Below are 22,517 nucleotides of genomic sequence, written 5' to 3'. Positions count from 1 at the left end.
TTTCGGTTCTTCTTGTGCGACCATCCGCCGGTCAGGCGTCGATCTTGTCCTTGTTCTTCAGGCCGGTGCCCAGATAGGCCTCGATCACGTGCTCATTGGCCTTGATCTCGTCCAGGCTGCCCTTGGCCAGAACCTTGCCCTCGGCCATGCAGATCACCGGATCGCAAAGGCGGCCGATGAAATCCATATCGTGTTCGATCACCACAAAGGTATAGCCTCGTTCCTTGTTCAGCCGGATGATGGCATCGCCGATCGTGTTCAGCAGGGTGCGGTTCACCCCGGCGCCGACCTCGTCTAGAAAGACGATTTTGGCGTCGACCATCATGGTGCGGCCCAGTTCCAGCAGCTTTTTCTGCCCGCCCGAGATCTGGCCCGCCTGTTGGTCGGCCAGATGTTCGATGGTCAGGAACTCCAGCACCTCGTCGGCCTTGGCCCGCAACGCGCGTTCCTCCTCGGCGATGCGTTTGCGCCCGAACCAGGTGTTCCACAGCGTTTCGCCCGATTGCGCGGCAGGAACCATCATCAGGTTTTCCCGGCAACTCATCGAGCCGAACTCATGCGCGATCTGAAACGTCCGCAACAGCCCCTTGTGGAACAGCTGATGCGGCGGCAGTCCGGTGATGTCTTCGCCCGCCATGGTGACACGGCCAGAGGTGGGCGGAAGCACACCGGCGATCACATTGAAAAGCGTGGTTTTTCCGGCCCCGTTCGGACCGATCAGCCCGGTAATGGACCCTTCGGCGATTTCCAGCGACGCGCCGTCTACCGCATGGAACCCGCCGAAATGTTTGTGGAGATTCTCTACGGCGATCATCACCTTCCCCTAACTTCGCGTGGAACGGTTGCCCTGTTAGCAGACAGCCCGGCATCAAGCCGGGCTGTCATAGTTGTCAGGGCGATGGTGTCAACGGTAGCCGACAACCTTGATTTCACCACCTTCGATGGTGATTTCGCGGTAGGTCCCGGCGCTTTCGCCCGGCTCGATGAACTCGACCGCTGCGGCACCGACATAGTCGACTTCACCGCCATCGGCGAGGATCTGCAGCGCCTTGCCGATTTCACCGGGCAGGATCATCTCGCCCGGGGCGTTGGCCACATCCATGATCTTGGTCTTGTAGACCGAAGGATCGGAAGAGCCAGCAGCCTGCATCGCCAGCAGCATCAGAGCCGCGCCGTCATAGGCTTCGCCCGCAAAGGCCGAGGTGCCGTCGAAACCGGCTTTCGTCGCCATATCGTTGAACAGACCGCGACCTTCGCCGGCAGCTGCCGGGTTCTGGCCAAAGGAGCCGTCGATATCCGAGCCGAACCGCTCCACCAGCGCGCTGCCGACCATGCCGTCGGGGAACACAAAGGTGTCAAAGGCGCCGGAATCCAGTGCGGATTGTACCATGCCGGAGCCACCCTGATCGACATAGCCCACGACAACCAGCGCGTCGCCACCAGCAGAGGCCAAGGCACCGACTTCGGCCGAGTAGTCGGCCTTGCCGTCCTCATGCGCCGAGGTCAACGTGACGGTGCCGCCTGCCGCCTTGTAAGAGGTTTCAAAGGCGCTTGAGAGGCCCTTGCCATAGTCGTTGTTGGTATAGGTCACAGCCACGCTTTTGATGCCATGATCAAGAATGATCTGGGCCATCACGGCGCCCTGACGGGCATCCGAAGGGGCGGTGCGGAAGAACAGGCCGTTGTCCTCGATATCGGTCAGCGCCGGCGAGGTGGCGGAGGGCGAGATCATGACGATGCCGTTGGGCACGGCGACGTTCTGCAGCACTGCGGTGGTGGCACCCGAGCACATCGGCCCCATGACGCCGACAACCTTGTCGCCGGTGACCAGACGCTCGACAGCGGCGGTTGCGGCCGCTGAATCGATACAGGTGGTGTCAGCACGGACCGGGCTCACGGTGATGCCGCCCAGCAGCAGACCCGACGCGTTGGCCTCTTCGATGGCCAGTTCGGCACCGCGCGCGATCGGCGGGGCAAGCGATTCGAGCGGGCCGGTAAAGGCCGCCGCGACACCCATTTTGATATCATCCGCAGCAAATGCGGCCGTCGCACCCAACGAACTCAGGGCTGTCGCCATAAGCAGTTTTTTCATGTTCATTACTCCCAAATTTGAACGGTGAAGTTCTGTGCAGACCCTAGGCAAGCTCTGAGAAAAAGAAAAGTACTAACGTTGCCAGAGCGTAACACCGTGCGATGGATCCCGTCCGGATTTTTTTTCCCGCGCAGCGATTGCGCGAGATCCGTGATCAAAATCACCCCCCCTTGGCGAAGGCGCGAATGGGGGCTCGCCCTGTGCCTTACGCGGATCTTTCTGCGCTTTGTAGCAGGATATCTGGTGGCCCAGCGCGGCGAGAAAACGGGGATTTTGGCGTCGATTTTGTACGGTTTGCCCCGGCGAGTGTGACGTCGCCCGCAGCCCAAGCCTTGCGTTCAGATCGAGAGCCGCGCCGCCTGTGCGCCGCGTTCGCGGTAGGGCGTGGTGTTGTAATGCGTCCGGTAGCATTTCGAGAAATGCGACGGCGAGGCAAAGCCGCAAGCCAGCGCCACGTTGATCACGCTCATATCGGTCTGCATCAGAAGGTTGCGTGCCTTTTGCAGCCGCAGCTCCATATAGTAGCGCTTGGGCGAGCGGTTCAGATAGCGGCGGAACAACCGTTCAAGCTGGCGGGTCGACATGCCCACGTCGCGCGCAAGGATCGAGGGGCTGATCGGCTCTTCGATGTTGGTTTCCATCATCTGGATCACCTGGCTCAGCTTGGGGTGACGCACGCCAATCCGGGTCGGCACCGACAGGCGCTGGGTGTCCTGATCGGTGCGAATCGAGGAATAGATCAACTGGTCGGCCACTGCGTTGGCCAGATCCTCGCCATGATCATCGGCGATCAGTTTCAGCATCAGGTCGATGGAAGAGGTGCCGCCGGCAGTGGTGATGCGGTTGCCGTCAATCACGAAGACCGATTTGGTGAGCTGCACCTCGTCGAATTCCTCGGCAAAGCTATCGGCGTTTTCCCAATGGATCGTCGCCTTTTTGTCGTCCAGCAGCCCGGCCCGGGCCATGGCGTATCCGGCCGTGCACAAGCCGCCGATGATCACCCCCTTGCGCGCCTCGCGCCGCAACCAGGACAGCAGCTTTTTGGTGGTGGCGTTCTGAACCTCGATCCCGCCACACAGCAGCACGGTATCGTCGCGCTGCAAATCATCCAGCCCGCCGTCAAGCTTGAAGGTGGTGCCCGACGAACAGGTTATCTCTTCGCCGCCCTCGCCGATCAGGCGCCAAGTATACAGTTCCTGCCCGGACATCCGGTTGGCGATGCGCAGGCTCTCAACCGCCGAGGCGAAGCACAGGAGCGTGAAATTATCGAGCAGAACAAAGACAAAGCGACGGGGACGGCCCAGAGGCTGATCGACTGCGACGGCTTCACGTTGTTCTTCCATCGGAGGCCTTTCCGAACCAGGTCCGCGCCGAATCCAGTGTCGACCCGACCGTGATCCACAGCTTGCTCAGAGGTTATTTGCGGCGTCAAGTGCCGCAAATGGGATATGGCCTCTATCCTCTGGCTTTTGTATACAGACCCCCTGATACGCCAAGCGGAGAAGAAACAATGACGGACTGGAGCAAATCGGACTGGCGCGCCAAGCAGCGCGTGCAGATGCCCGATTATACTGACAGCGCGGCCCTGACTGCGGTCGAGGGTCAGCTTGCCAAATATCCGCCGCTGGTCTTTGCCGGCGAAGCACGCCGTCTGAAGCAGGAATTGGGCGCCGCATCGCGCGGTGAGGCATTCTTGTTGCAGGGCGGCGATTGCGCCGAAAGCTTTGAACAGTTCAGCGCCGACAGCATCCGCGACACCTTCAAGGTGATGTTGCAGATGGCGATGGTGCTGACCTATGGCGCCAAGGTGCCGGTGATCAAGGTGGGGCGGATGGCGGGCCAGTTCGCCAAACCGCGCAGCGCACCGACCGAGGTGGTTGATGGCGTCGAGCTGCCCAGCTATCGCGGCGACATCGTCAACGATCTTGCCTTCACCCCCGAGGCGCGCATTCCCGACCCGGCCCGCATGTTGCAGGCCTATACCCAGTCCGCCGCCACGCTGAACCTGCTGCGCGCGTTTTCCACCGGCGGCTATGCCGATGTGAATCAGGTGCACAGCTGGACGCTGAGCTTCACCGAGGGCGAGAAATCCGAACGTTATCGCGAGATGGCGAGCCGAATCACCGACACGCTGGACTTCATGAAGGCGGCCGGGGTCAAGAACGACACCGCGCATACCCTGCAGACGGTGGATTTCTATACCAGCCACGAGGCGCTGCTGTTGGAATACGAAGAGGCGCTGACGCGACTTGATTCCACCTCGGGCAAATGGCTGGCGGGCTCGGGTCATTTGATCTGGATTGGCGACCGTACGCGTCAGCCAGATGGCGCGCATGTGGAGTTCTGTCGCGGTGTGCTGAACCCGATCGGGCTGAAATGCGGGCCGTCTATGACGGCCGAGGATCTCAAGCTGCTGATGGCCAAGCTGAACCCCGGCAACGAAGCCGGGCGGCTGACCCTGATCGCGCGGTTCGGGGCCGGCAATGTGGGCGAGCATCTGCCGCGCCTGATCAAGGCCGTGCGCGAAGAGGGGGCCAATGTGGTCTGGGTCTGCGACCCGATGCATGGCAACACGGTCAAATCCTCGACCGGGTTCAAGACCCGCCCGTTCGAACTGGTGCTGCGCGAGGTCCGCGAATTCTTTGCCGTGCACGCGGCCGAGGGCACGGTGCCGGGCGGGGTGCATTTCGAGATGACCGGTCAGGACGTGACCGAATGCACCGGTGGCGTGCGCGCGGTCAGCGAGGCAAACCTGTCGGATCGCTATCACACCGCCTGCGATCCGCGCCTGAATGCCAGCCAATCGCTGGAGCTGGCCTTTCTCGTTGCCGAGGAACTGAGCGCGCTGCGCGCTCAGCGGGTCGAACGCGCCGCCAGTTAAGTAAAGCGAACCGCGCGCCCGGGGCATCCGGGCGCGCGCCTAAACTCTGCCTCACCGACAGTCCGTGTCTATTTGATCAGCCGCAAATGTGGCGGCTGGCCCTCCAGCGCTGTGCGGGCCTCGGCAAAACCGTCTGTGGAGCGGGACGCGGGTGAGATCGTAAGTGCCAAGGGCTTTGGCGGGTCTTCCGCTTGTCCCGGGTCTTCTGTTTGCACGGGGGCTTGCGCGGGGGCCTGTGGCGCGGTTGCGACCGGACGCAGCAGGCGGTTGGCAATGTCAAAGCGGACCGGCGGCGCGCGCAGCGTCGTATCGGCGACAAGCACGCCCAGCGCGCGCGCGACATCGCCGTCTTCCGTCGCCAGTGGTAAAAGCAGCATCCGCGCCTCAAGAGCAGGTGCGCGCGCCGACAGCGAGGTCTGCAACCGCAGTTCGGCCACCGCCGGCGCGGTGAAGACCCGTTGCAGGATCGCGCCGGCCTCGGCCCGCGCCTCATCCGCAAACAGCGCCGTGAACGGTGTGCCGCGCAGGTCCATCCCGGCCAATGCGGTCAGGTGATCGCCCGCAAGGCGGAACCGGGCAGCGCGACGCGATACCCGTTCAAGGATAAAGCTGTGCTCAAGGATGTTGCCCAGCGCGCGTGGGTCGATCTGGCTGCGGCGTGGCACCCCGGTTTCCCCGCAGAGCGCCAGCCAATAGGCCTCGGCCTGACGCAGCGGTGACAGGCTGCGACCGCTGCGGAACCGGTCGAGCACGACGACCTTTTTCCATCCGATCTCGCTTTGCTGCATGCTGGCGTCCTCACTCATACCCTACACCCGACCTGTTACCCTGCATCTGCTGTCGCGGGCCCGATCACCGATCGGGTCCTGACCATATCGCCGCCCCTGTCCTCAGGCGCGCGCGACGCTTTGCCAAACTTCCGCCGGATTGGTTACCCTGCCGTTAACTTGACACAATTCTGCTCGAATTTGGAGCGTTTCCTTAATCTCTGGTTAACGTCGCACCGGTGCCGGACCGATCGCCGGGGGCTTGCCCTGACCGGCGCATTGCCTTTACCTGCGCCCCGAGACGGCGCAATGCGGAAACGGAGCACCCAGCATATGATCAGATCAATGACCGGATTTGCCTCGGCCAAGGGCGAGCGTGGGATCTATTCTTGGGGCTGGGAGCTGCGCAGCGTCAACGCCAAGGGGCTGGATCTGCGGTTGCGGGTGCCGGATTGGCTGGAAGGGCTGGAGACGGCGTTGCGCGCCGATCTGGCCAAGGCGGTGACGCGGGGCAATGTCACCCTGTCGCTGCGCCTGACCCGAAGTGATGCGAGCAGCAGCGCGGCGCTGAACCCCCATGTGCTGTCGGCTGCGCTCGAGGCACTGTCGCAGATCGAGGCCGAAGCGATGGCGCGCGGGGTGTCCTTGGCGCCGTCGAAAGCCAGCGATCTGCTGGGGCTGCGCGGCATGATGGAGCCCGCCGCAGAGGAGGGCGACAACGCCGCGCTGGTCAAGCAGCTTTGCGCCGAACTGGGTCCGCTGATCGCCGCCTTTCTGGAGATGCGGCAAGCCGAGGGTCGGGCGCTGGCGCAGGTGCTGCGTGGGCAACTGGAGCAACTGAGCACGCTGGTCACGACGGCGAGCGATCTGGCCGAGGCGCGCAAGGCGGCCATGGCCGAAACGCTGCGCGCCAATCTGGCCCGGGTGCTGGACAACGCCGAGGGCGCCGACCCCGAGCGGGTGGCGCAGGAACTGGCGATGATCGCGGTGAAATCGGACGTCACCGAAGAGCTGGACCGCCTGCGCGCCCATGTCGGGGCCGCGCGCGATCTGGTCGGGGCCGGTGGCGCGGTCGGGCGCAAGCTGGATTTCCTGATGCAGGAGTTCAACCGCGAGGCCAATACCCTGTGCTCCAAGTCGCAGAACGTAGATCTGACCAAGGTCGGGCTGGACCTGAAGGCGGTGATCGACCAGATGCGCGAACAGGTGCAGAATGTGGAATGATCGGGAAAGGAACATGACATGAGCAAACGCCGCGGACTACTGATCATCCTGTCCTCGCCCTCGGGCGCGGGGAAATCGACGCTGGCGAAGCGGCTGCGCGCGTGGGATCCGTCGATCCGGTTTTCGGTCTCGGCCACCACGCGCAAGCCACGCGCCGGAGAGGTCGACGGCAAGGATTACTATTTCCTGAGCGAAGAGTCGTTCAAGCGGATGGTGAACGAGGGCGAGATGCTGGAACACGCGCATGTGTTCGGCAACTATTACGGTTCGCCCAAGACCCCGGTGCAGGAGGCGATCAATTCCGGCGAGGACGTTCTGTTTGATGTCGATTGGCAGGGCGAGGTACAGATCCGCAATTCGGATCTGGCCCAACATGCCCTGTCGATCTTCCTGCTGCCGCCCTCGATCCCCGAATTGCGCCGCCGGCTGATCGAACGGGGCACCGACAGCGAAGAAACCATCGGCGCCCGGATGGAGAAGAGCTGGGCCGAAATCAGCCACTGGGGCTATTACGATTTCGTGCTGATCAACGATGACCTCGACCGCACCGAGGAAAATCTGAAAAGCATCGTCACCGCCACCCGCCTGCGCCGCACCCAGCAACCCAGCCTTCTGGCGCATGTGCGCGCGTTGCAGGCCGAATTCGAGGAATTGTCATGACAATCTATGCCCTTGGCCCGCACAAACCGAAGATCGACGCCGATACATGGGTCGCCCCCGATGCCAACCTGATCGGCAAGGTGGTGATGGAGCCGGGCTCCTCGGTCTGGTTCGGCTGCACCCTGCGCGCCGATCACGAGGAAATCCGCATCGGCACAGGGTCCAACGTGCAGGAAGATTGCGTGATGCATGTGGATGCGGGCTATCCCCTGAGCATCGGCACGGATTGCACCATCGGTCACAAGGTGATGCTGCATGGCTGCACCATTGGTGACGGCACGCTGGTGGGCATGGGCGCGACGGTGCTGAACGGCGCCAAGATCGGCAAGAACTGCCTGATCGGGGCAGGGGCGCTGGTGACCGAGAACAAGGAAATTCCCGACAATTCGCTGGTCATGGGCAGCCCCGGCAAAGTGGTGCGCGAGATCAGCGATGCCCATGCCGAACGGATGCACGCGGGCACCTTGCACTATCAGGACAACATGCGCCGTTACCGCGACGAACTGAAGGCGATCGAATGACACGCAACTCCAAGGGCTCGCTCGTGCGGCCCTATCCGCTGCCCGCCAGCGCCAGCACCCCGGTTGTCACGCCGCTAAGCCCCTCGGTGGTCTATGCCAGCGACACGCCCGACGCCTTGGATGACCAATACGAGGGGCGCGTGCAGGGCTATACCTATTCGCGCGAAGGGCACCCCAATGCCGATGTGGTCGCGCAACGGCTCGACGCGATGGAGGGGGCCGAGGGCGGCGTTCTGACCGGCTCGGGCATGGGCGCGGTGAGCGCGGTTCTTTTGGGGCTGTTGAAGGCTGGCGATCATGTGGTCGGCGGCAACCAGTTGTACGGCCGGTCGCTGCGGATGATGAGCGAGGATCTGCCGCGTCTGGGCATTGCAACCACGCTGGCCGATCCCACGGATGTGGCGGCCGTCGCCGCCGCGATCCGCCCCGAGACCCGGTTGGTGCTGATCGAGGTGGTATCGAACCCGACGCTGCGGGTGGCCGATCTGGAGGGCTTGGCGACACTGTGCCGGGACAAGGGCGTGCTGCTGGCGGTGGACAATACCTTTACCACGCCAAAAGCGATCCGCCCATTCGAGCATGGCGCCGATATCGTCATCCATTCGGTGACCAAGCTGTTGTCGGGGCATTCCGACGTGATGCTGGGCTATGTCGCGGCCCGCGATCCCGAGTTGAACGCGCGGTTGCGGGTGTTCGCGGTCACCGCCGGTCTGACCGCAAGCCCGTTCGATTGCTGGCTGGCCGAACGTGGCATGTTGACCTTTGATCTGCGCTTTGAGCGGGCACAGGCCACGGCGGTGCTGCTGGCCGATCATCTCGCCGGGCTGGCGGGGGTCAAACGCGTGATCTATCCGCTGCGCGCCGATCATCCCGATCAGGCCCGGGCCGTGGCGCTGCTGGGCACGCAGGGCTGCAATATGGTGAGTTTCGAGCTGACCGGCGGGCGCGCCGCCGCCAATGCCTTCACCCGTGCCGCCGAGGGGCTGAGCTTTGCCCCGACGCTGGGCGATGTCGGCACCACGCTGTCGCATCCGGCGTCCTCTTCGCACCGGGCGCTCAGCGCGCAGGAACGCGCCGCGCTGGGTCTGAGCGAGGGGTTTTTCCGGGTCTCGGTCGGGCTGGAACAGCCAGAGGCGCTGAAAACCGTGTTTTCCGAGGCCGCCGCCGCTGCCGTATCCTAGTTACAAAAGCAGGGCAGGGTGGCCGCCACCGAAAACAGCCGTGTGGAGGCAAAAAACATGCAGGACGATCTGATTTCTGGGTTGCTGGCGGCGGTGCCGCTGCCCGCGCTGCTGGTCGATCAGAGCGAGCGCATCATCGCCGCCAACCCCGAGTCGCATACATTGCTGGGGCAGCAGATCATCGGGCGTCATTTCGCCACCATCCTGCGCCAACCCACGGTGCTGGATGTGATCGAGGCAGCGCTGCGCGACAAGAGCCCGCATCAGGCGCGCATGTTGTCCAATGACGGGGTTCAGGACACCACCTATGATGTGACCTGCCGCTATGTGCACGGCATCGGCGCGGTGCGGGGCGGGGCGACGTTGGTCACCTTTCAGGATGTGACACATCTGGAGCAGGCGGTGCAGATGCGCCGCGATTTCGTCGCCAATGTCAGTCACGAATTGCGCACGCCGCTGACCGCCTTGATGGGGTTCATCGAGACGCTGCGCGGTCCCGCGCGCAATGATCCCGAGGCGCGCGATCGCTTTCTCGGCATCATGGAGGACGAGGCCGGGCGGATGAACCGGCTGGTCGGGGATCTGTTGTCGCTCAACCGCGTTGAAAGCGAAGAGCGGGTGCGCCCCAAGGCGCAGGTGAATCTGAACGAGATCCTGCAGGCGACGCTCACCTCACTGCGCCCCTTGGCCGACAGTGCGCAGGTGCAACTGTCGCTGGCCGCGCCAGAGGCGCCGGTTCTGGTGACAGGCGACGTGGATCAGTTGCGGCAAGTCTTTACCAACCTGATCGAGAACGCGATCAAATATGGCGGCAGTGGCGGGCGGGTCGATGCGGTTCTGTCGGCCTCGGATCGTGACCCGGCGGTGCGTGGCCCTGCGGCGCGGATACAGGTGATCGACAAGGGGCCGGGAATCGATCCCGTTCACCTGCCGCGGTTGACCGAGCGATTCTATCGCGCCGACAACCACCGCTCGCGGCAACTGGGCGGAACCGGTCTGGGGTTGGCGATCGTCAAACATATCATCAACCGCCACCGCGGTCGGCTGCGGGTGGAAAGCGAGCAGGCTCAAGGCTCTGTTTTTACGGTTATTTTACCACAGTAGGGCGGCCGGGCGAGAGTTGTCTGCGAAGTCTAGACAAGTTTAATCCGGTTTGCGGACAAGGCTTTCGTGCGGGTTAAGGGACTTTTTCCTGCGCTGTGTCATGCAACTGTTACATGACTGTCACAAAAGCCTCATGCACGCTCACTAGGACGGGCGCCAAGGTCACCATGAGGGTGATCATTAATTTCATACCAAGGAGACAGATATGTCCTTTGTGAAACTGACGGTTTCCGCGCTGGCGCTCGGCGCCCTTTCTGCCACGGCCGCAGCCGCCCGCGATGAAATCCGCATCGTCGGCTCGTCCACCGTGTTCCCCTATACCCAAGCGGTTGCCGAACAGTTCGCCAACAACACCGGCGCCCCGTCTCCGATCGTCGAGTCGACCGGCACCGGCGGCGGCATGAAGATCTTTTGCGGTGGCATCGGCGAAGGCCACCCCGACATCACCGGGGCGTCGCGCGCCATGAAGAAATCGGAATACGAGCTGTGCCAATCAAACGGCGTGACCGATATCTCCGAAGCGATGATCGGCTTTGACGGGTTGTCGATTGCCGTGTCGCGCAGCAACGAAGCCGACTGGGATCTGTCGCTTGAGCAGGTGTTCCTTGCCCTTGCCGCAGAAGTTCCGGTTGATGGCGCAATGGTTCCCAACCCCAATAAAAAGTGGTCGGACATCGACGCCAGCCTGCCCGGATCCGAGATCCTTGCCTATGGCCCGCCGCCGACATCGGGCACCCGCGACGCCTTTGTCGAACTGGCGATGCATGCCGGTTGCAAGCATAACGCCTGGGTTCAGGAGCAGGGCTTTGACAAGGACAAGAAATGGGTCAAGGAAAACTGCTCGCGCATGCGTCAGGACGGCCCCTTTGTCGAAGCAGGTGAAAACGACAACCTGATCGTTCAGCGCCTTGAGGCGGACGCCGATGCCGTTGGCATCTTTGGCTATTCCTTCCTGTACGAGAACCTCGACAAGCTGAAGGGGATCAAGATCAACGGCGTCGCGCCCTCGACCGACACCATTGCCGACAAATCCTATCCGGTATCGCGCCCGCTGTTCTTCTATGTGAAAAACGCGCACCGCGGCGTGATCGCCAACCTCGACGCCTTCATCGAGGAATACATGTCCGATGACGCGCTTGAAGCCGACGGCTATCTGGCCGAGCGTGGCCTTGTGGCCCTGTCGGACGAGCGTCGTGTTGAACTTCAGGACGCTGTTCTGAACGGCACCGCGATGACTGCGCCGAACTAAGCTGCGCCTAAGACCTAACCCCCGGGCCGCCGTTTCGGCCCGGGGACCTATTTTTGGAAAGCGTCCGAAAACATGACAGCCCTTCCCTTTCTTCTGCTCATTCTGGCAACGCTCGCGGGTTATCTGCTCAACCGCATGGCCGCCGGGTCGATCCGGGCCAACGGCGCCCGCCTGCATTCGATGATCTCCTACCACGGCATGTTCGCGGCCCTGTTGGTGCTGGTTCCGGTCCTGACGATCATCCTTTTGTGGTTGGCGTTCGAAGGGCCGATCATCGACCGCGTCGTCATGTCCGGCCTGCCCGATGGCTTGCTTGACGGGCAGGGGGACGGCGCCCTCCAGCTTGTTCTGGCCGAGATCAAATCCATTTCGCGCGGCCAGATTTTTGGCACCCCGGAAGACTGGAAAATCGCCGCCGCCGACAGCTATTCCGCGCTGCGGACCCAGTCTGACTGGTGGATGGTTGCGGTCGTCGCGGGGGTTTCTTTGGCGATCATCGGCTTTGCCCGCTCGCGCGTGACGGCCGAGTTTCGGGCCCGTCAGGGGGTCGAGAGAATTGTCTCGGGCCTGATGATCTTTTGTTCGACGGTGGCGGTTTTCACCACCATCGGCATCATCGTGTCGCTGTCCTATGAAACCGTGCGGTTTCTGGATCGCGTCCCGTTGAGCGAATTCCTGTTCGGCACCAATTGGGAACCCCAGATCCCCCTGCGCGAGGATCAGATCGCTGCCGAAGGCGCGTTCGGCTGGCTCCCGGTGATCTTGGGCACGATGGTGATCACGGTGGTGGCGCTGTTCGTGGCGATCCCGGTCGGGTTGCTCTCGGCCATATACCTCAACGAATTCGCGCCGCGCAAACTGCGGGCCGTCATCAAGCCGGTTCTTGAGATCCTGGCCGGGGTGCCGACCGTGGTCTACGGCTTTTTCGCGGTGCTTGTCGTCGCCCCGGCCATCCGCGACCTTGGCCAGTCGATCGGCATCGATGTGGCGCCCAATACCGCGCTCGCCGCTGGCGGCGTCATGGGGATCATGCTGGTTCCGTTCATTTCGTCCTTTGCCGACGACGCCTTGTCGGCGGTGCCAAGCTCGCTGCGGGATGCGGCGCTGGGGCTGGGCTCGACCCGGGCCGAGATGATGACGACAGTGCTGTTTCCCGCTGCGATCCCCGGCATTGTCGGCGGTGTGCTGCTCGCCGTGAGCCGTGCCATCGGCGAGACCATGATCGTGGTCATGGCGGCCGGGCTGATCGCGAAGATGACCATCAATCCGCTCGACAGCGTGACCACGGTGACGGTTCAGATCGTGACGCTGCTGATTGGCGATACCTCTTTTGACAACCCGAAAACACTCGCTGCCTTCGCCCTTGGGATGATGCTGTTTCTCGTCACACTTATGATCAACGTTTTCGCGCTGCGCATCGTGCGCAAGTACCGCGAAGCCTATGATTGAGGCCCCGGACATGACCGATATCACCAGCGCATCTGGCGCCCCCACCCCGAAACGGGCCACCGAGCTTGTGGCCGCATCGCTGAAACGCCGCCGCAGGAAGCAGGCGCGGCTGAAATGGATCGGGCTTGGGGCCATCGGCGTCGCCTTTCTGATGCTGATCATTCTGGTGGGATCGCTTGTCTCATCCGGTTGGCAGGCCTTCACACAGACCCATGTGACGCTTGAGGTCTTTGTTGATCCCGAAGAAATCCCCTTGGACCGACTTCCGCGCGGTGGTTTCGACGACGCGCTCGGCGCCTCGCTTGGGAAAATGCTCCCGGGCGTCGATATGAGCCAGCGCAAGGTCGCCAAATCGGTGGAAAAGATCCTGTCCAACGGCGCCCAGTTCAAGCTGCGCGACATGGTCGTGGCCGATCCCAAGCTGATCGGTCAGACCATCACGATGACGGTGCCGGTTTCCGACCCGTTCGACCAGTTGAACAAGAACCTGATCGACCGGGACACGCCGGAACAGCACCGTCGCGTGAAAGACCCCGAGATCGGATATTTCGACGCGCTCAAGGCCCAAGGCGCCATTACCAAGCCGTTCAACTGGGCTCTGTTCACCAATGCAGACTCGCGCTTTCCCGAGCTTGCCGGGTTGAAAGGGGCGCTGGCCGGGACGTTCTGGGCGCTTCTCACCTGTTTCGTGATCTCGTTTCCATTGGGGATCGGCGCCGCGATCTATCTTGAGGAGTTCGCCCCCAAGAACAAGCTCAGCGACTTTATCGAGGTGAACATCAACAATCTGGCCGCCGTGCCCTCTGTCGTGTTCGGGCTTTTGGCGCTGGCGGTGTTTATCGGATGGTTCGGCCTGCCGCGCTCGGCCCCTTTTGTGGGCGGGTTGACGCTGGCGCTGATGACCATGCCGACGATCATCATCGCCACCCGCGCCGCGCTGAAAGCGGTGCCCCCTTCGATCCGTGAGGCGGCGCTTGGGCTTGGGGCGTCGAAACAACAGGTGGTGTTCCAGCATGTGCTGCCGCTGGCGATGCCCGGCGTGATGACCGGCACCATCATCGGGCTGGCGCAGGCCCTGGGCGAAACCGCGCCACTGCTGCTGATCGGGATGAACGCCTTTATCACCTCGGCGGCCTCAAGCCCGTTTGACAGCGCCACCGCCTTGCCGACCCAGATCTTCATCTGGGCCGACAGCCCGGAACGCGGCTTTGTGTCGCGAACCTCGGCTGCCATCCTCATTCTTCTCGGCTTTCTGGTCGCAATGAACGCTGTCGCGATCTTCCTGCGCCAGAAGTTCGAGAATAAATGGTAAGAACCTAGGGACACCCAGAATGTACGACACAGCCAAAACGGAGAGTGCCTTGGAGCAGACCGAAACCAAGATCTCGGCACGCAACGTGCAGGTCTATTACGGCGACACCCATGCCATCAAAGACGTGAACGTCGAAATCGAGGACAAGACCGTGACCGCCTTTATCGGCCCGTCGGGCTGCGGCAAGTCCACCTTTCTGCGCTGCCTGAACCGGATGAACGATACCATCGACATCTGCCGGGTCACCGGCGACATCCTGCTCGACGGCGAGGATATCTATGACCCCAAGGTCGACCCAGTGCAGTTGCGCGCCAAGGTCGGCATGGTGTTTCAGAAACCGAACCCGTTTCCCAAGTCGATCTATGACAATATCGCCTATGGGCCGCGCATCCACGGGCTGGCCCGTGGCAAGGCCGAACTGGACGAGATCGTCGAGAAATCGCTGCGCCGTGGCGCCATCTGGGACGAGGTCAAGGACCGGCTGGATGCGCCGGGCACCGGGCTGTCGGGCGGGCAACAACAGCGGCTGTGCATTGCGCGCGCGATCGCGACGGAACCCGAAGTGCTGTTGATGGATGAACCCTGTTCGGCGCTTGACCCGATCGCCACCGCGCAGGTCGAGGAGTTGATCGACGAATTGCGCCAAAGCTATTCGGTGGTGATCGTCACCCACTCGATGCAACAGGCCGCGCGGGTCAGCCAGAAGACCGCCTTTTTCCATCTCGGAAATCTCGTTGAATACGGGGAAACCGGACAGATTTTCACCAATCCCGAAGACCCGCGCACCGAGAGTTACATCACCGGGCGCATCGGGTAAGCGAATAGGATTTTCCATGTCTGAGCAACATATTGCCACCGCCTTTGACCGTGATCTCGAGGCGATCCAGGCCCGGATCATGAAAATGGGCGGTCTGGTCGAAGCCGCGATTTCGGACTCGGCCCGGTCGTTGGAAACCCGCGACGAGGAGCTGGCCGAACAGGTCCGTGCCGGCGACGCGGCCATCGACGGGCTGGAGGAACTGATCAACGAGGAAACCGCCCGGCTGATCGCCCTGCGCGCCCCCACCGCGGTGGATCTGCGGGTGGTGCTGTCGGTGATGAAAATCAGCGGCAACCTTGAACGCATCGGCGATTATTCCAAGAACATCGCCAAACGCACCGGCGTGCTGACCCAGTTGCGGCCGGTGAACAGTTCGACCGCAGCGCTGCGGCGGATGGCGCGCGAGGTGGAGTTGATGCTCAAGGACGCGCTCGACGCCTATATCCAGCGCGATCCGGAACTGGCCCGCGACGTGATCGGGCGCGACCATGAAGTCGACCAGATGTATAACGCGCTGTTTCGCGAATTCCTGACCTTCATGATGGAAGACCCGCGCAACATCACCGCCTGCATGCACCTGCATTTCATCGCCAAGAATATCGAGCGGATGGGCGACCATGTGACCGGCATCGCCGAACAGGTGGTGTATCTGGTCACCGGCGAACGCCCGGACGAGGCGCGCAGCAAGGCCGACACCACGTCCTCAAGTGTGGTGGAGGGCTAAGCCATGGCTGCCGATCAACCCACCGTTCTGGTGGTCGAGGATGAACTGGCCCAGCGCGAGGTGCTGGGCTACAATCTTGAGGCCGAGGGCTTTCGCGTTCTCAGGGCCGAAAATGGCGAAGAGGCGTTGCTTCTGGTCGAAGAGGACATGCCCGATATCATCGTGCTGGACTGGATGATGCCGAACCTGTCCGGGATCGAGGTGTGTCGCCGGCTCAAGACCCGGCCCGAAACCCGGTCGATTCCGATCATCATGCTCTCGGCCCGCTCGGAAGAGGTGGACCGGGTGCGCGGATTGGAAACCGGGGCAGATGACTATGTGGTCAAGCCGTTCTCGGTGGTGGAACTGATGGCGCGGGTGCGCACGCAACTGCGCCGGGTACGTCCCTCGACGGTGGGGCTGCGGCTGGAATACGAGGATATCGTGCTCGACGCTGAAACCCACAAGGTCAGCCGCTCGGACCATCCGCTGAAACTGGGTCCGACCGAATTCCGGCTGTTGTCGACCTTCATGGAAAAGCCCGGCCGGGTCTGGAGCCGCGAACAGCTTTTGGACCGGGTCTGGGGCCGCGACATCTATGTCGATACCCGCACCGTGGACGTGCATATCGGGCGGCTGCGCAAGGTTTTAACCCAACATGGCGGCGGCGATCCGGTACGCACCGTACGCGGCGCGGGGTATGCTCTGGGGTGAGGCGCGCTCGGAAAACGCTCCGGTGGAGCGTTTTCCGCGCCGAACGGGCTTAGCCCCGGGGTGTGCGTGTTTTCAACGCCGACCTTTGTAGCGCCGAACGGGCGGTTCCACGATCGCGGACGTCGGAGCCTCCGGCGGGAGTATTTTCGGCCAGAAAAAGAGCGGGAAAACGTCCCGGGCGGCGCTTAGCGGGGCAGGGGGTCTTCAGGCTGGGCCTGCTCGGCGAGCCAATCGCGAAAGACGGTGAGCGGGGGATGGTGCGCCTTGGCCTGCGGCCAGACGAGGAAATAGGCCCCGGGCACCTCGGTCGCTTGGCCGAAGGGGGCCACCAACCGCCCCGTCGCCACATCCTGTTCCGCCAGATAGTCCGGCAAAAGCGCCACCCCCAGCCCATGCAGAGCGGCCTGAATGATGGCCGAGAACTGGTCATACATGGTGCCCGGCACCGGCCCGCTGGTCTCGATCCCTTTGAGCGTGAACCAATCCTGCCAGGCGCGCGGGCGGGTTTCGATATGCAAAAGCGGCATGGTGAGCAGGGCGCGCGGATCGCCCGGAACCCGGCCTGAAAGCAGGGCTGGCGCGCAGACCGGCACCACCTGTTCGTGTTTCAACAGCAACCGGTCGGTGCCGGGCCAGTCGCCGGTGCCAAAATGAATTGCCGCATCGAAAGGTTCGCCGGTGAAATTGAACGGGTGCAGCCGGGTCGCCATGTTGATCGTCACCTCGGGGTGCAGCCGGGCGAAATCCGGCAGCCGTGGCATCAGCCAGCGCATCCCGAAGGCCGGCAGGATGGCAAGGTTCAGCGCGCCCCCCGCTTGCGGCACCTGCAGCCGCATCGAGGCCTGCGCGATATGTCCAAGGGCCGGGCGAATCTCGGCCACATAGACCTGCGCCGCCGGGGTCAGCGACAAGCGCCTGCGGCTGCGCTGGATCAGCGGCACGCCCATCTGCTCCTCAAGCGTCTGCAATTGCCGACTGACGGCGCTTTGCGTCAGCGACAACTCCTCGGCCACTGCCGAGGCGCTGCCCAATCGCTCAAGCGCCTCCAACGCGCGAAGCGAGGCGATCGAAGGCAGGAATCGGCGCGGGGCAAGCATGTATTCCGTTTACTCATGAAACCATGCGAATGTCTCGCTGTTTCTTGCCCAAACGCTGTGATACATCGCATGCAAACGCATATGATAAAGGAGATTGTCATGACCGCCCCCACGCTGCGTGCCAAAGACGCGCCCGATCTGGCCGGATTCGACTGGGCCGATCCATTCCGCTTCAGCGACCAGTTGAGCGAAGACGAGCGCATGATCGCCGACAGCGCCCGCGCCTATGCGCAGGAAAAGCTGCAGCCGCGCGTTCTGTCGGCCTTCGAGAACGAAGAAACCGATCCCGAGATCTTTCGAGAGATGGGCGAAATGGGCCTGCTTGGCACCACCATCCCCGAGGAATACGGCGGCATCGGTGCCGGCTATGTGAGCTATGGTCTGGTCGCGCGCGAAGTTGAGCGGGTGGATTCAGGCTATCGCTCGATGATGTCGGTGCAAAGCTCGCTGGTGATGTACCCGATCTATGCCTATGGCAGCGAAGAGCAGCGCAAGAAATACCTGCCCAAGCTGGCCAGCGGTGAACATATCGGCTGTTTCGGGTTGACCGAGCCGGATGCCGGCTCTGACCCTGCCAGCATGAAGACCCGCGCCGAAAAGATCGACGGCGGCTATCGGCTGACCGGCAACAAGATGTGGATCTCCAACGCGCCGATCGCGGACGTCTTTGTTATCTGGGCGAAATCCGACGCCCATGGCGGCAAAATTCGCGGCTTTGTGCTGGAAAAAGGCATGAAGGGGCTGTCTGCCCCCAAGATCCGCAACAAGATGTCGTTGCGCGCCTCGATCACCGGCGAGATCGTGATGGAAGGTGTCGAGGTATCCGAGGATGCGCTGCTGCCCAATGTGCAGGGGCTGAAAGGGCCGTTTGGCTGTCTCAACCGGGCCCGCTATGGCATCAGCTGGGGTGTGATGGGCGCGGCCGAGGCCTGCTGGCACGGGGCGCGGCAATACGGGCTGGACCGCAAGCAGTTCAACCGTCCGCTGGCGCAAACCCAGCTGTTCCAGAAGAAGCTGGCCGACATGCAGACCGAGATCGCGCTGGGGTTGCAAGCCAGCCTGCGGGTCGGTCGTCTGATGGACGAGGCCAACGCCGCGCCTGAGATGATTTCGATCATCAAGCGCAACAACTGTGGCAAGGCGCTGGATATCGCACGGATGTCGCGTGACATGCATGGCGGCAATGGCATCAGCCTGGAATTCCAGGTCATCCGTCACATGGTGAATCTGGAAACCGTGAACACCTATGAGGGCACCCATGACGTGCACGCGCTGATCCTGGGACGTGCCCAGACCGGGCTGCAGGCGTTTTTCTGATCGCACCGCATTGAGAATCAACAGAAAAGGCCGGGGATTTCCCGGCCTTTTCGCATTTTGACATTTGCGCCGTTTCTCTCCCTTGGCGGGGTTCACAAGCCGGGGATCTTACATATATAGAAATGGCAATATGTAATTCCGAACCGGCCCGTTTTTCCCGCCGCGCAAATGCGCCGCACGCGGGGCAGGGGACCGACAGAAAGGTGCGCCCCCTTGATCAAGTTTCTGAACGCGCTGCCGCGGCTCTCTCCCGAACGGCTGAGGGCGGTTTTGCCGGTGCTGGATTGGGGCCGAACCTATGATCGGGCGCAATTCACCGGCGACATGACCGCGGCGGTGATCGTGACGATCATGCTGATCCCGCAATCGCTGGCCTATGCCTTGCTGGCCGGGCTTCCGGCCGAGGTCGGGCTTTATGCCTCGATCCTGCCGCTGGTGTTTTATGCCATCTTTGGCACCAGCCGCTCGCTGGCGGTGGGGCCGGTGGCCGTGGTCTCGCTGATGACCGCCTCGGCACTGGCGCCGCTGGGATTGGAGAGCCTGGTGGACTATACCGCCGCCGCTGCGGTGCTGGCACTGTTGTCGGGGCTGGTGTTGCTGGCGATGGGGATCCTGCGGCTGGGGGTAGTGGCCAATTTCCTGTCACACCCGGTGATCGCGGGGTTCATCACCGCCTCGGGCATCCTGATCGCCGCAAGCCAGATGAAGCATATCCTTGGCCTTAGCGCGCATGGGCACACGTTGCCTGAAATCCTGTCCTCGATCTGGGTGGAGTTGCCAAACACCAACTTGCCGACGCTGATCACGGGGCTGTTCGCGCTGTCCTTTCTGTTCTGGGTCCGCAAGGGGTTGGCTAAATTCCTGACGTCGAAATTCGGGATAAGCGCCGGCACCGCTGGCACCGCTGCGCGGGTCGGACCGGTCTTTGCCGTGATCGGCACCACCGTGGCGGCCTGGGCGCTGAACCTGCCGGGGGCAGGGGTCGCCGTAGTCGGGACGGTCCCTACCGGACTGCCGCCGCTGGGCCTGCCGAACGTCGATTTGAGCATGATTTCAACCTTGATTGGTCCTGCGATCCTGATTTCGATCATCGGCTATGTGGAAAGCGTTTCGGTGGCGCAAACGCTGGCGGCGAAACGTAAACAGCGGATCGAACCGAACCAGGAGTTGATCGCGTTGGGGGCTGCGAACCTGTCTTCGGGGCTGTCGGGTGGCTATCCGGTGACCGGTGGCTTTGCCCGCTCGGTGGTGAATTTCGACGCCGGCGCAGAAACCCCGGCGGCGGGCGCCTTTACCGCCGTGGGGCTGTTGCTGGCGGCGCTGATGCTGACGCCACTGCTGTATTTTCTGCCCAAGGCAACGCTGGCCGCCACCATCATCGTGGCGGTGCTGTCGCTGGTGGATTTCTCGATCCTGACGCGCGCGTGGTCCTATTCCAAGGCCGATTTCGCCGCTGTTCTGGGTACCATCGTGCTGACGCTTGGCGTCGGTGTCGAAGTGGGCGTTGCCACGGGCGTTCTGCTGTCGCTCATGCTATTTGTCTGGAAAACCTCGCGCCCGCATGTGGCCGAGGTCGGGCAGGTGCCGGGCAGCCAGCATTTCCGCAACATCCATCGTCACAAGGTGATCACCGATCCCGCGATCCTGACGCTGCGGATTGATGAAAGCCTGTATTTCGCCAATGCCCGGCGGATGGAGGATCTGATCCTGTCGCGCGTGCATCAGAGCCGCGATCAGTTGAAACATGTGATCCTGATGTGTTCAGCGGTGAACGAGATCGACCTGAGCGCGCTGGAGTCGCTTGAGGCAATCAATCAAAGGCTGACGGATCAGGGGATCAAGCTGCACCTGTCCGAGGTGAAGGGGCCAGTGGCGGACCGTCTGAAATGTAGTCCCTTTCTGGACGAGTTGTCCGGGCAAGTGTTCCTGTCGCAGTACGACGCCTTCATCACGCTGACCCAGCAGGTGCACGACACGGGCGAGGATCAGTCCGTCGCATAAACAAAAGGGCGTCAGGTCACAGCGCTGGCGCCCATTGTTGTGAAGGCTCAAGGGTCGTTGCGACGGTTTTCCACTATCTCAGTTTTATGAGCTCTTCGCTGAAGGCCTCGGTCGGGGGTCTCCAACCCAAGCACTTTCTGGGGGGGGGGATTTGTCGCAACCCAGTTTAGAATCTGCCCGGTGTGAACTCACGGTGAAGCGCAATTTCTGATATATCCTTTTATTCCAACCGGTTCCGGATTTCCATCAGCTTGCTTTCGAAGACTTCGGCTGGTGTGTGGTAGCCGAGACATTTGCGCGGCGTTGAATTGAGGCGCTGACAAATCGACCTCAAATATCGATTTGTCAGCGCCGTCGGTTCGGTCGAGCGAGGCAGGTACTTTCGGAGCCTGTTGTTCGTGTTCTCGACAGTGCCTTTCTGGTATGGCGCTTGCGGATCACAGAACCACGCATCCGCTCCGATCCCGGCCTTGAGCCGTCGCCAAGCCGAAAACTCGGTGCCCCGGTCGAAGGTGATCGACTGGCGCGCGCCAGCGGGCAGGGGAGCCAATCCCCGGATCAGCGCCTCCATGATCGGCTTGGACTGGCGGTCCTCGTTACGCATCACGACAGCGTACCGGCTCACACGCTCAACGAGCGATGTCACGTTTATCTTTCCATGCTCTTTGCGGAACATCATCAGATCGCACTCCCAGTGGCCGAACTCCGCGCGCTCCGCGATGCGCTCTGGCCTGTGTGACAGGCTTTGTGCGTCGAATATGTGGGTTCGGTTATGCCGACGATGACCGCGTGGTCTGCGGCGTCTGCGGTGTTCGGGAAGATGACGGTAAAACTGCTCCGCGCGGCCATCCTTGGAATAGGCGAAGCGATAGATCGTCTCGTGGCTTACACGGATCGGGTGGCGTTCAAGCCGCATCCGGCCCGCGATCTGTTCAGGGGACCATCCGGCTTTGAGACGATCCTCGATGGCCGTCTTCAATTCCGGGTGCATGATCATCTTGCGATGAAGAGCACGACGCTTCTCATACATGTCTTGGGCGTTCAGAGCGTAATAGCCGTTCAGCTCCGGCAATTCCTTGTCGTCATAGAAATTGCGCTTCAGTTCGCGGTAGATGGTCGACGGCGCGCGGCCAAGCCGATCCGCGATCTCGGGAACCAGAATGTTGGCGTCACGCCACTTGGCAATCTTCCGACGTTCTTCCAAACTCAGGTGAGGGTAACGGCGTCCCATTCAACATCCTCCATGCAATCTTCTGTTTTAATACAGAATTTGCACTTCATTTGTGAATCCACCCGGCCACATCGATGTTGCAACCATCCAGAAATGTCACCCACTGCGCAAAGCAGGAATGTCACCAAGAGCGCCGGCGGCAGCAAGGCTTAGCAACCCGGAGACCTCAAATATCGCAGGGATGATAAGCCTTG

20 protein-coding genes are annotated in these 22,517 nt (G+C 62.2%); 14 read left to right on the top strand and 6 right to left on the bottom strand.

Going from position 1 to position 22,517, the window contains the following annotated elements:
- Positions 1–31: 31 nt before the first annotated feature.
- The 3 genes from E1B25_RS09105 to E1B25_RS09095 form a co-directional block, all read right to left on the bottom strand.
- Entirely contained in the window at positions 32–814 is a 783-nt protein-coding gene (locus E1B25_RS09105) for an ABC transporter ATP-binding protein (protein WP_132828602.1), read from the bottom strand.
- Between the two features lie 90 nt (positions 815–904).
- Positions 905–2,092 carry an ABC transporter substrate-binding protein gene (locus E1B25_RS09100; protein ID WP_132828600.1) on the bottom strand — a complete coding sequence of 396 codons (1,188 nt, stop codon included), beginning with the start codon at positions 2,090–2,092 and terminating at the stop codon, positions 905–907.
- A 338-nt stretch (positions 2,093–2,430) separates the two neighbouring features.
- Positions 2,431–3,435 carry a GlxA family transcriptional regulator gene (locus E1B25_RS09095; protein ID WP_132828599.1) on the bottom strand — a complete coding sequence of 335 codons (1,005 nt, stop codon included), beginning with the start codon at positions 3,433–3,435 and terminating at the stop codon, positions 2,431–2,433.
- A gap of 167 nt (positions 3,436–3,602) precedes the next feature.
- Between E1B25_RS09095 and E1B25_RS09090 the strand changes: the two genes are divergently transcribed.
- On the top strand, positions 3,603–4,973 hold the full coding sequence (locus tag E1B25_RS09090) for a class II 3-deoxy-7-phosphoheptulonate synthase (RefSeq protein ID WP_132828597.1): 1,371 nt from the start codon (positions 3,603–3,605) through the stop codon (positions 4,971–4,973).
- A 68-nt stretch (positions 4,974–5,041) separates the two neighbouring features.
- Here E1B25_RS09090 and E1B25_RS09085 read toward each other — a convergent pair whose 3' ends face one another.
- On the bottom strand, positions 5,042–5,779 hold the full coding sequence (locus E1B25_RS09085; RefSeq protein ID WP_245510667.1) for a PAS domain-containing protein: 738 nt from the start codon (positions 5,777–5,779) through the stop codon (positions 5,042–5,044).
- A gap of 294 nt (positions 5,780–6,073) precedes the next feature.
- On the opposite strand from E1B25_RS09085, the gene E1B25_RS09080 reads away from it, so the two are divergent.
- The 11 genes from E1B25_RS09080 (at position 6,074) to phoB (ending at position 16,677) form a co-directional block, all read left to right on the top strand.
- Positions 6,074–6,964, top strand: coding sequence for a YicC/YloC family endoribonuclease (locus E1B25_RS09080; RefSeq protein ID WP_132828594.1), 891 nt, complete (start codon positions 6,074–6,076; stop codon positions 6,962–6,964).
- 18 nt (positions 6,965–6,982) lie between these two features.
- Positions 6,983–7,624 (top strand): guanylate kinase, encoded by a 642-nt coding sequence (gene gmk / locus E1B25_RS09075; protein WP_132828592.1) that lies wholly within the window; start codon positions 6,983–6,985, stop codon positions 7,622–7,624.
- The gene (locus E1B25_RS09070; protein ID WP_132828590.1) at positions 7,621–8,145 is read left to right on the top strand and encodes a gamma carbonic anhydrase family protein; all 525 of its coding nucleotides are present in this window, start codon (positions 7,621–7,623) and stop codon (positions 8,143–8,145) included. The genes gmk and E1B25_RS09070 overlap by 4 nt, the downstream gene beginning before the upstream one ends.
- Positions 8,142–9,326, top strand: a complete 1,185-nt coding sequence (locus E1B25_RS09065; RefSeq protein WP_132828588.1) for a trans-sulfuration enzyme family protein — start codon at positions 8,142–8,144, stop codon at positions 9,324–9,326. Before E1B25_RS09070 ends, E1B25_RS09065 begins: the two co-directional genes overlap by 4 nt.
- A gap of 57 nt (positions 9,327–9,383) precedes the next feature.
- Positions 9,384–10,430: a sensor histidine kinase gene (locus E1B25_RS09060; RefSeq protein WP_132828586.1), complete on the top strand. Its 1,047-nt coding sequence runs from the start codon at positions 9,384–9,386 to the stop codon at positions 10,428–10,430.
- Between the two features lie 205 nt (positions 10,431–10,635).
- The gene (locus E1B25_RS09055) at positions 10,636–11,679 is read left to right on the top strand and encodes a substrate-binding domain-containing protein (RefSeq protein WP_132828584.1); all 1,044 of its coding nucleotides are present in this window, start codon (positions 10,636–10,638) and stop codon (positions 11,677–11,679) included.
- Positions 11,680–11,751: 72 nt separating this feature from the next.
- On the top strand, positions 11,752–13,128 hold the full coding sequence (gene pstC / locus E1B25_RS09050; protein WP_132828583.1) for a phosphate ABC transporter permease subunit PstC: 1,377 nt from the start codon (positions 11,752–11,754) through the stop codon (positions 13,126–13,128).
- A 10-nt stretch (positions 13,129–13,138) separates the two neighbouring features.
- Positions 13,139–14,440, top strand: a complete 1,302-nt coding sequence (gene pstA, locus E1B25_RS09045) for a phosphate ABC transporter permease PstA (protein ID WP_132828581.1) — start codon at positions 13,139–13,141, stop codon at positions 14,438–14,440.
- A 19-nt stretch (positions 14,441–14,459) separates the two neighbouring features.
- Positions 14,460–15,257, top strand: a complete 798-nt coding sequence (pstB, locus tag E1B25_RS09040; RefSeq protein ID WP_132828580.1) for a phosphate ABC transporter ATP-binding protein PstB — start codon at positions 14,460–14,462, stop codon at positions 15,255–15,257.
- A gap of 16 nt (positions 15,258–15,273) precedes the next feature.
- Entirely contained in the window at positions 15,274–15,984 is a 711-nt protein-coding gene (gene phoU / locus E1B25_RS09035) for a phosphate signaling complex protein PhoU (protein ID WP_132828578.1), read from the top strand.
- 3 nt (positions 15,985–15,987) lie between these two features.
- Positions 15,988–16,677, top strand: coding sequence for a phosphate regulon transcriptional regulator PhoB (gene phoB, locus E1B25_RS09030; protein ID WP_132828576.1), 690 nt, complete (start codon positions 15,988–15,990; stop codon positions 16,675–16,677).
- 185 nt (positions 16,678–16,862) lie between these two features.
- On the opposite strand, the gene E1B25_RS09025 is transcribed toward phoB, so the two are convergent.
- Complete coding sequence (locus tag E1B25_RS09025) at positions 16,863–17,774, bottom strand: LysR family transcriptional regulator (protein ID WP_132828574.1); 912 nt, start codon at positions 17,772–17,774, stop codon at positions 16,863–16,865.
- A 99-nt stretch (positions 17,775–17,873) separates the two neighbouring features.
- Here E1B25_RS09025 and E1B25_RS09020 point away from each other — a divergent pair, with 99 nt between their 5' ends.
- Both E1B25_RS09020 and E1B25_RS09015 read left to right on the top strand, forming a co-directional pair.
- Positions 17,874–19,091 (top strand): acyl-CoA dehydrogenase, encoded by a 1,218-nt coding sequence (locus E1B25_RS09020; RefSeq protein ID WP_245510666.1) that lies wholly within the window; start codon positions 17,874–17,876, stop codon positions 19,089–19,091.
- A gap of 213 nt (positions 19,092–19,304) precedes the next feature.
- Positions 19,305–21,092: a SulP family inorganic anion transporter gene (locus tag E1B25_RS09015; protein WP_245510665.1), complete on the top strand. Its 1,788-nt coding sequence runs from the start codon at positions 19,305–19,307 to the stop codon at positions 21,090–21,092.
- A gap of 220 nt (positions 21,093–21,312) precedes the next feature.
- Here E1B25_RS09015 and E1B25_RS09010 read toward each other — a convergent pair whose 3' ends face one another.
- Entirely contained in the window at positions 21,313–22,323 is a 1,011-nt protein-coding gene (locus E1B25_RS09010) for an IS30 family transposase (RefSeq protein ID WP_132828568.1), read from the bottom strand.
- Positions 22,324–22,517: the final 194 nt, after the last annotated feature.

The organism is Antarcticimicrobium sediminis (genome assembly GCF_004348975.1).
Taxonomy (GTDB): Bacteria; Pseudomonadota; Alphaproteobacteria; order Rhodobacterales; family Rhodobacteraceae; genus Antarcticimicrobium; species Antarcticimicrobium sediminis.
This window is presented reverse-complemented; position numbering and strand designations above follow the sequence as displayed.

Excerpts from the sequence above, each read along its gene's own strand:
- E1B25_RS09105 (WP_132828602.1), bottom strand. The coding sequence starts at position 814 with ATGATCGCCGTAGAGAATCTCCACAAACATTTCGGCGGGTTCCATGCG.
- E1B25_RS09100 (WP_132828600.1), bottom strand. The coding sequence starts at position 2,092 with ATGAAAAAACTGCTTATGGCGACAGCCCTGAGTTCGTTGGGTGCGACG.
- E1B25_RS09095 (WP_132828599.1), bottom strand. The coding sequence starts at position 3,435 with ATGGAAGAACAACGTGAAGCCGTCGCAGTCGATCAGCCTCTGGGCCGT.
- E1B25_RS09090 (WP_132828597.1), top strand. The coding sequence starts at position 3,603 with ATGACGGACTGGAGCAAATCGGACTGGCGCGCCAAGCAGCGCGTGCAG.
- E1B25_RS09085 (WP_245510667.1), bottom strand. The coding sequence starts at position 5,779 with ATGAGTGAGGACGCCAGCATGCAGCAAAGCGAGATCGGATGGAAAAAG.
- E1B25_RS09080 (WP_132828594.1), top strand. The coding sequence starts at position 6,074 with ATGATCAGATCAATGACCGGATTTGCCTCGGCCAAGGGCGAGCGTGGG.
- gmk (WP_132828592.1), top strand. The coding sequence starts at position 6,983 with ATGAGCAAACGCCGCGGACTACTGATCATCCTGTCCTCGCCCTCGGGC.
- E1B25_RS09070 (WP_132828590.1), top strand. The coding sequence starts at position 7,621 with ATGACAATCTATGCCCTTGGCCCGCACAAACCGAAGATCGACGCCGAT.
- E1B25_RS09065 (WP_132828588.1), top strand. The coding sequence starts at position 8,142 with ATGACACGCAACTCCAAGGGCTCGCTCGTGCGGCCCTATCCGCTGCCC.
- E1B25_RS09060 (WP_132828586.1), top strand. The coding sequence starts at position 9,384 with ATGCAGGACGATCTGATTTCTGGGTTGCTGGCGGCGGTGCCGCTGCCC.
- E1B25_RS09055 (WP_132828584.1), top strand. The coding sequence starts at position 10,636 with ATGTCCTTTGTGAAACTGACGGTTTCCGCGCTGGCGCTCGGCGCCCTT.
- pstC (WP_132828583.1), top strand. The coding sequence starts at position 11,752 with ATGACAGCCCTTCCCTTTCTTCTGCTCATTCTGGCAACGCTCGCGGGT.
- pstA (WP_132828581.1), top strand. The coding sequence starts at position 13,139 with ATGACCGATATCACCAGCGCATCTGGCGCCCCCACCCCGAAACGGGCC.
- pstB (WP_132828580.1), top strand. The coding sequence starts at position 14,460 with ATGTACGACACAGCCAAAACGGAGAGTGCCTTGGAGCAGACCGAAACC.
- phoU (WP_132828578.1), top strand. The coding sequence starts at position 15,274 with ATGTCTGAGCAACATATTGCCACCGCCTTTGACCGTGATCTCGAGGCG.
- phoB (WP_132828576.1), top strand. The coding sequence starts at position 15,988 with ATGGCTGCCGATCAACCCACCGTTCTGGTGGTCGAGGATGAACTGGCC.
- E1B25_RS09025 (WP_132828574.1), bottom strand. The coding sequence starts at position 17,774 with ATGCTTGCCCCGCGCCGATTCCTGCCTTCGATCGCCTCGCTTCGCGCG.
- E1B25_RS09020 (WP_245510666.1), top strand. The coding sequence starts at position 17,874 with ATGACCGCCCCCACGCTGCGTGCCAAAGACGCGCCCGATCTGGCCGGA.
- E1B25_RS09010 (WP_132828568.1), bottom strand. The coding sequence starts at position 22,323 with ATGGGACGCCGTTACCCTCACCTGAGTTTGGAAGAACGTCGGAAGATT.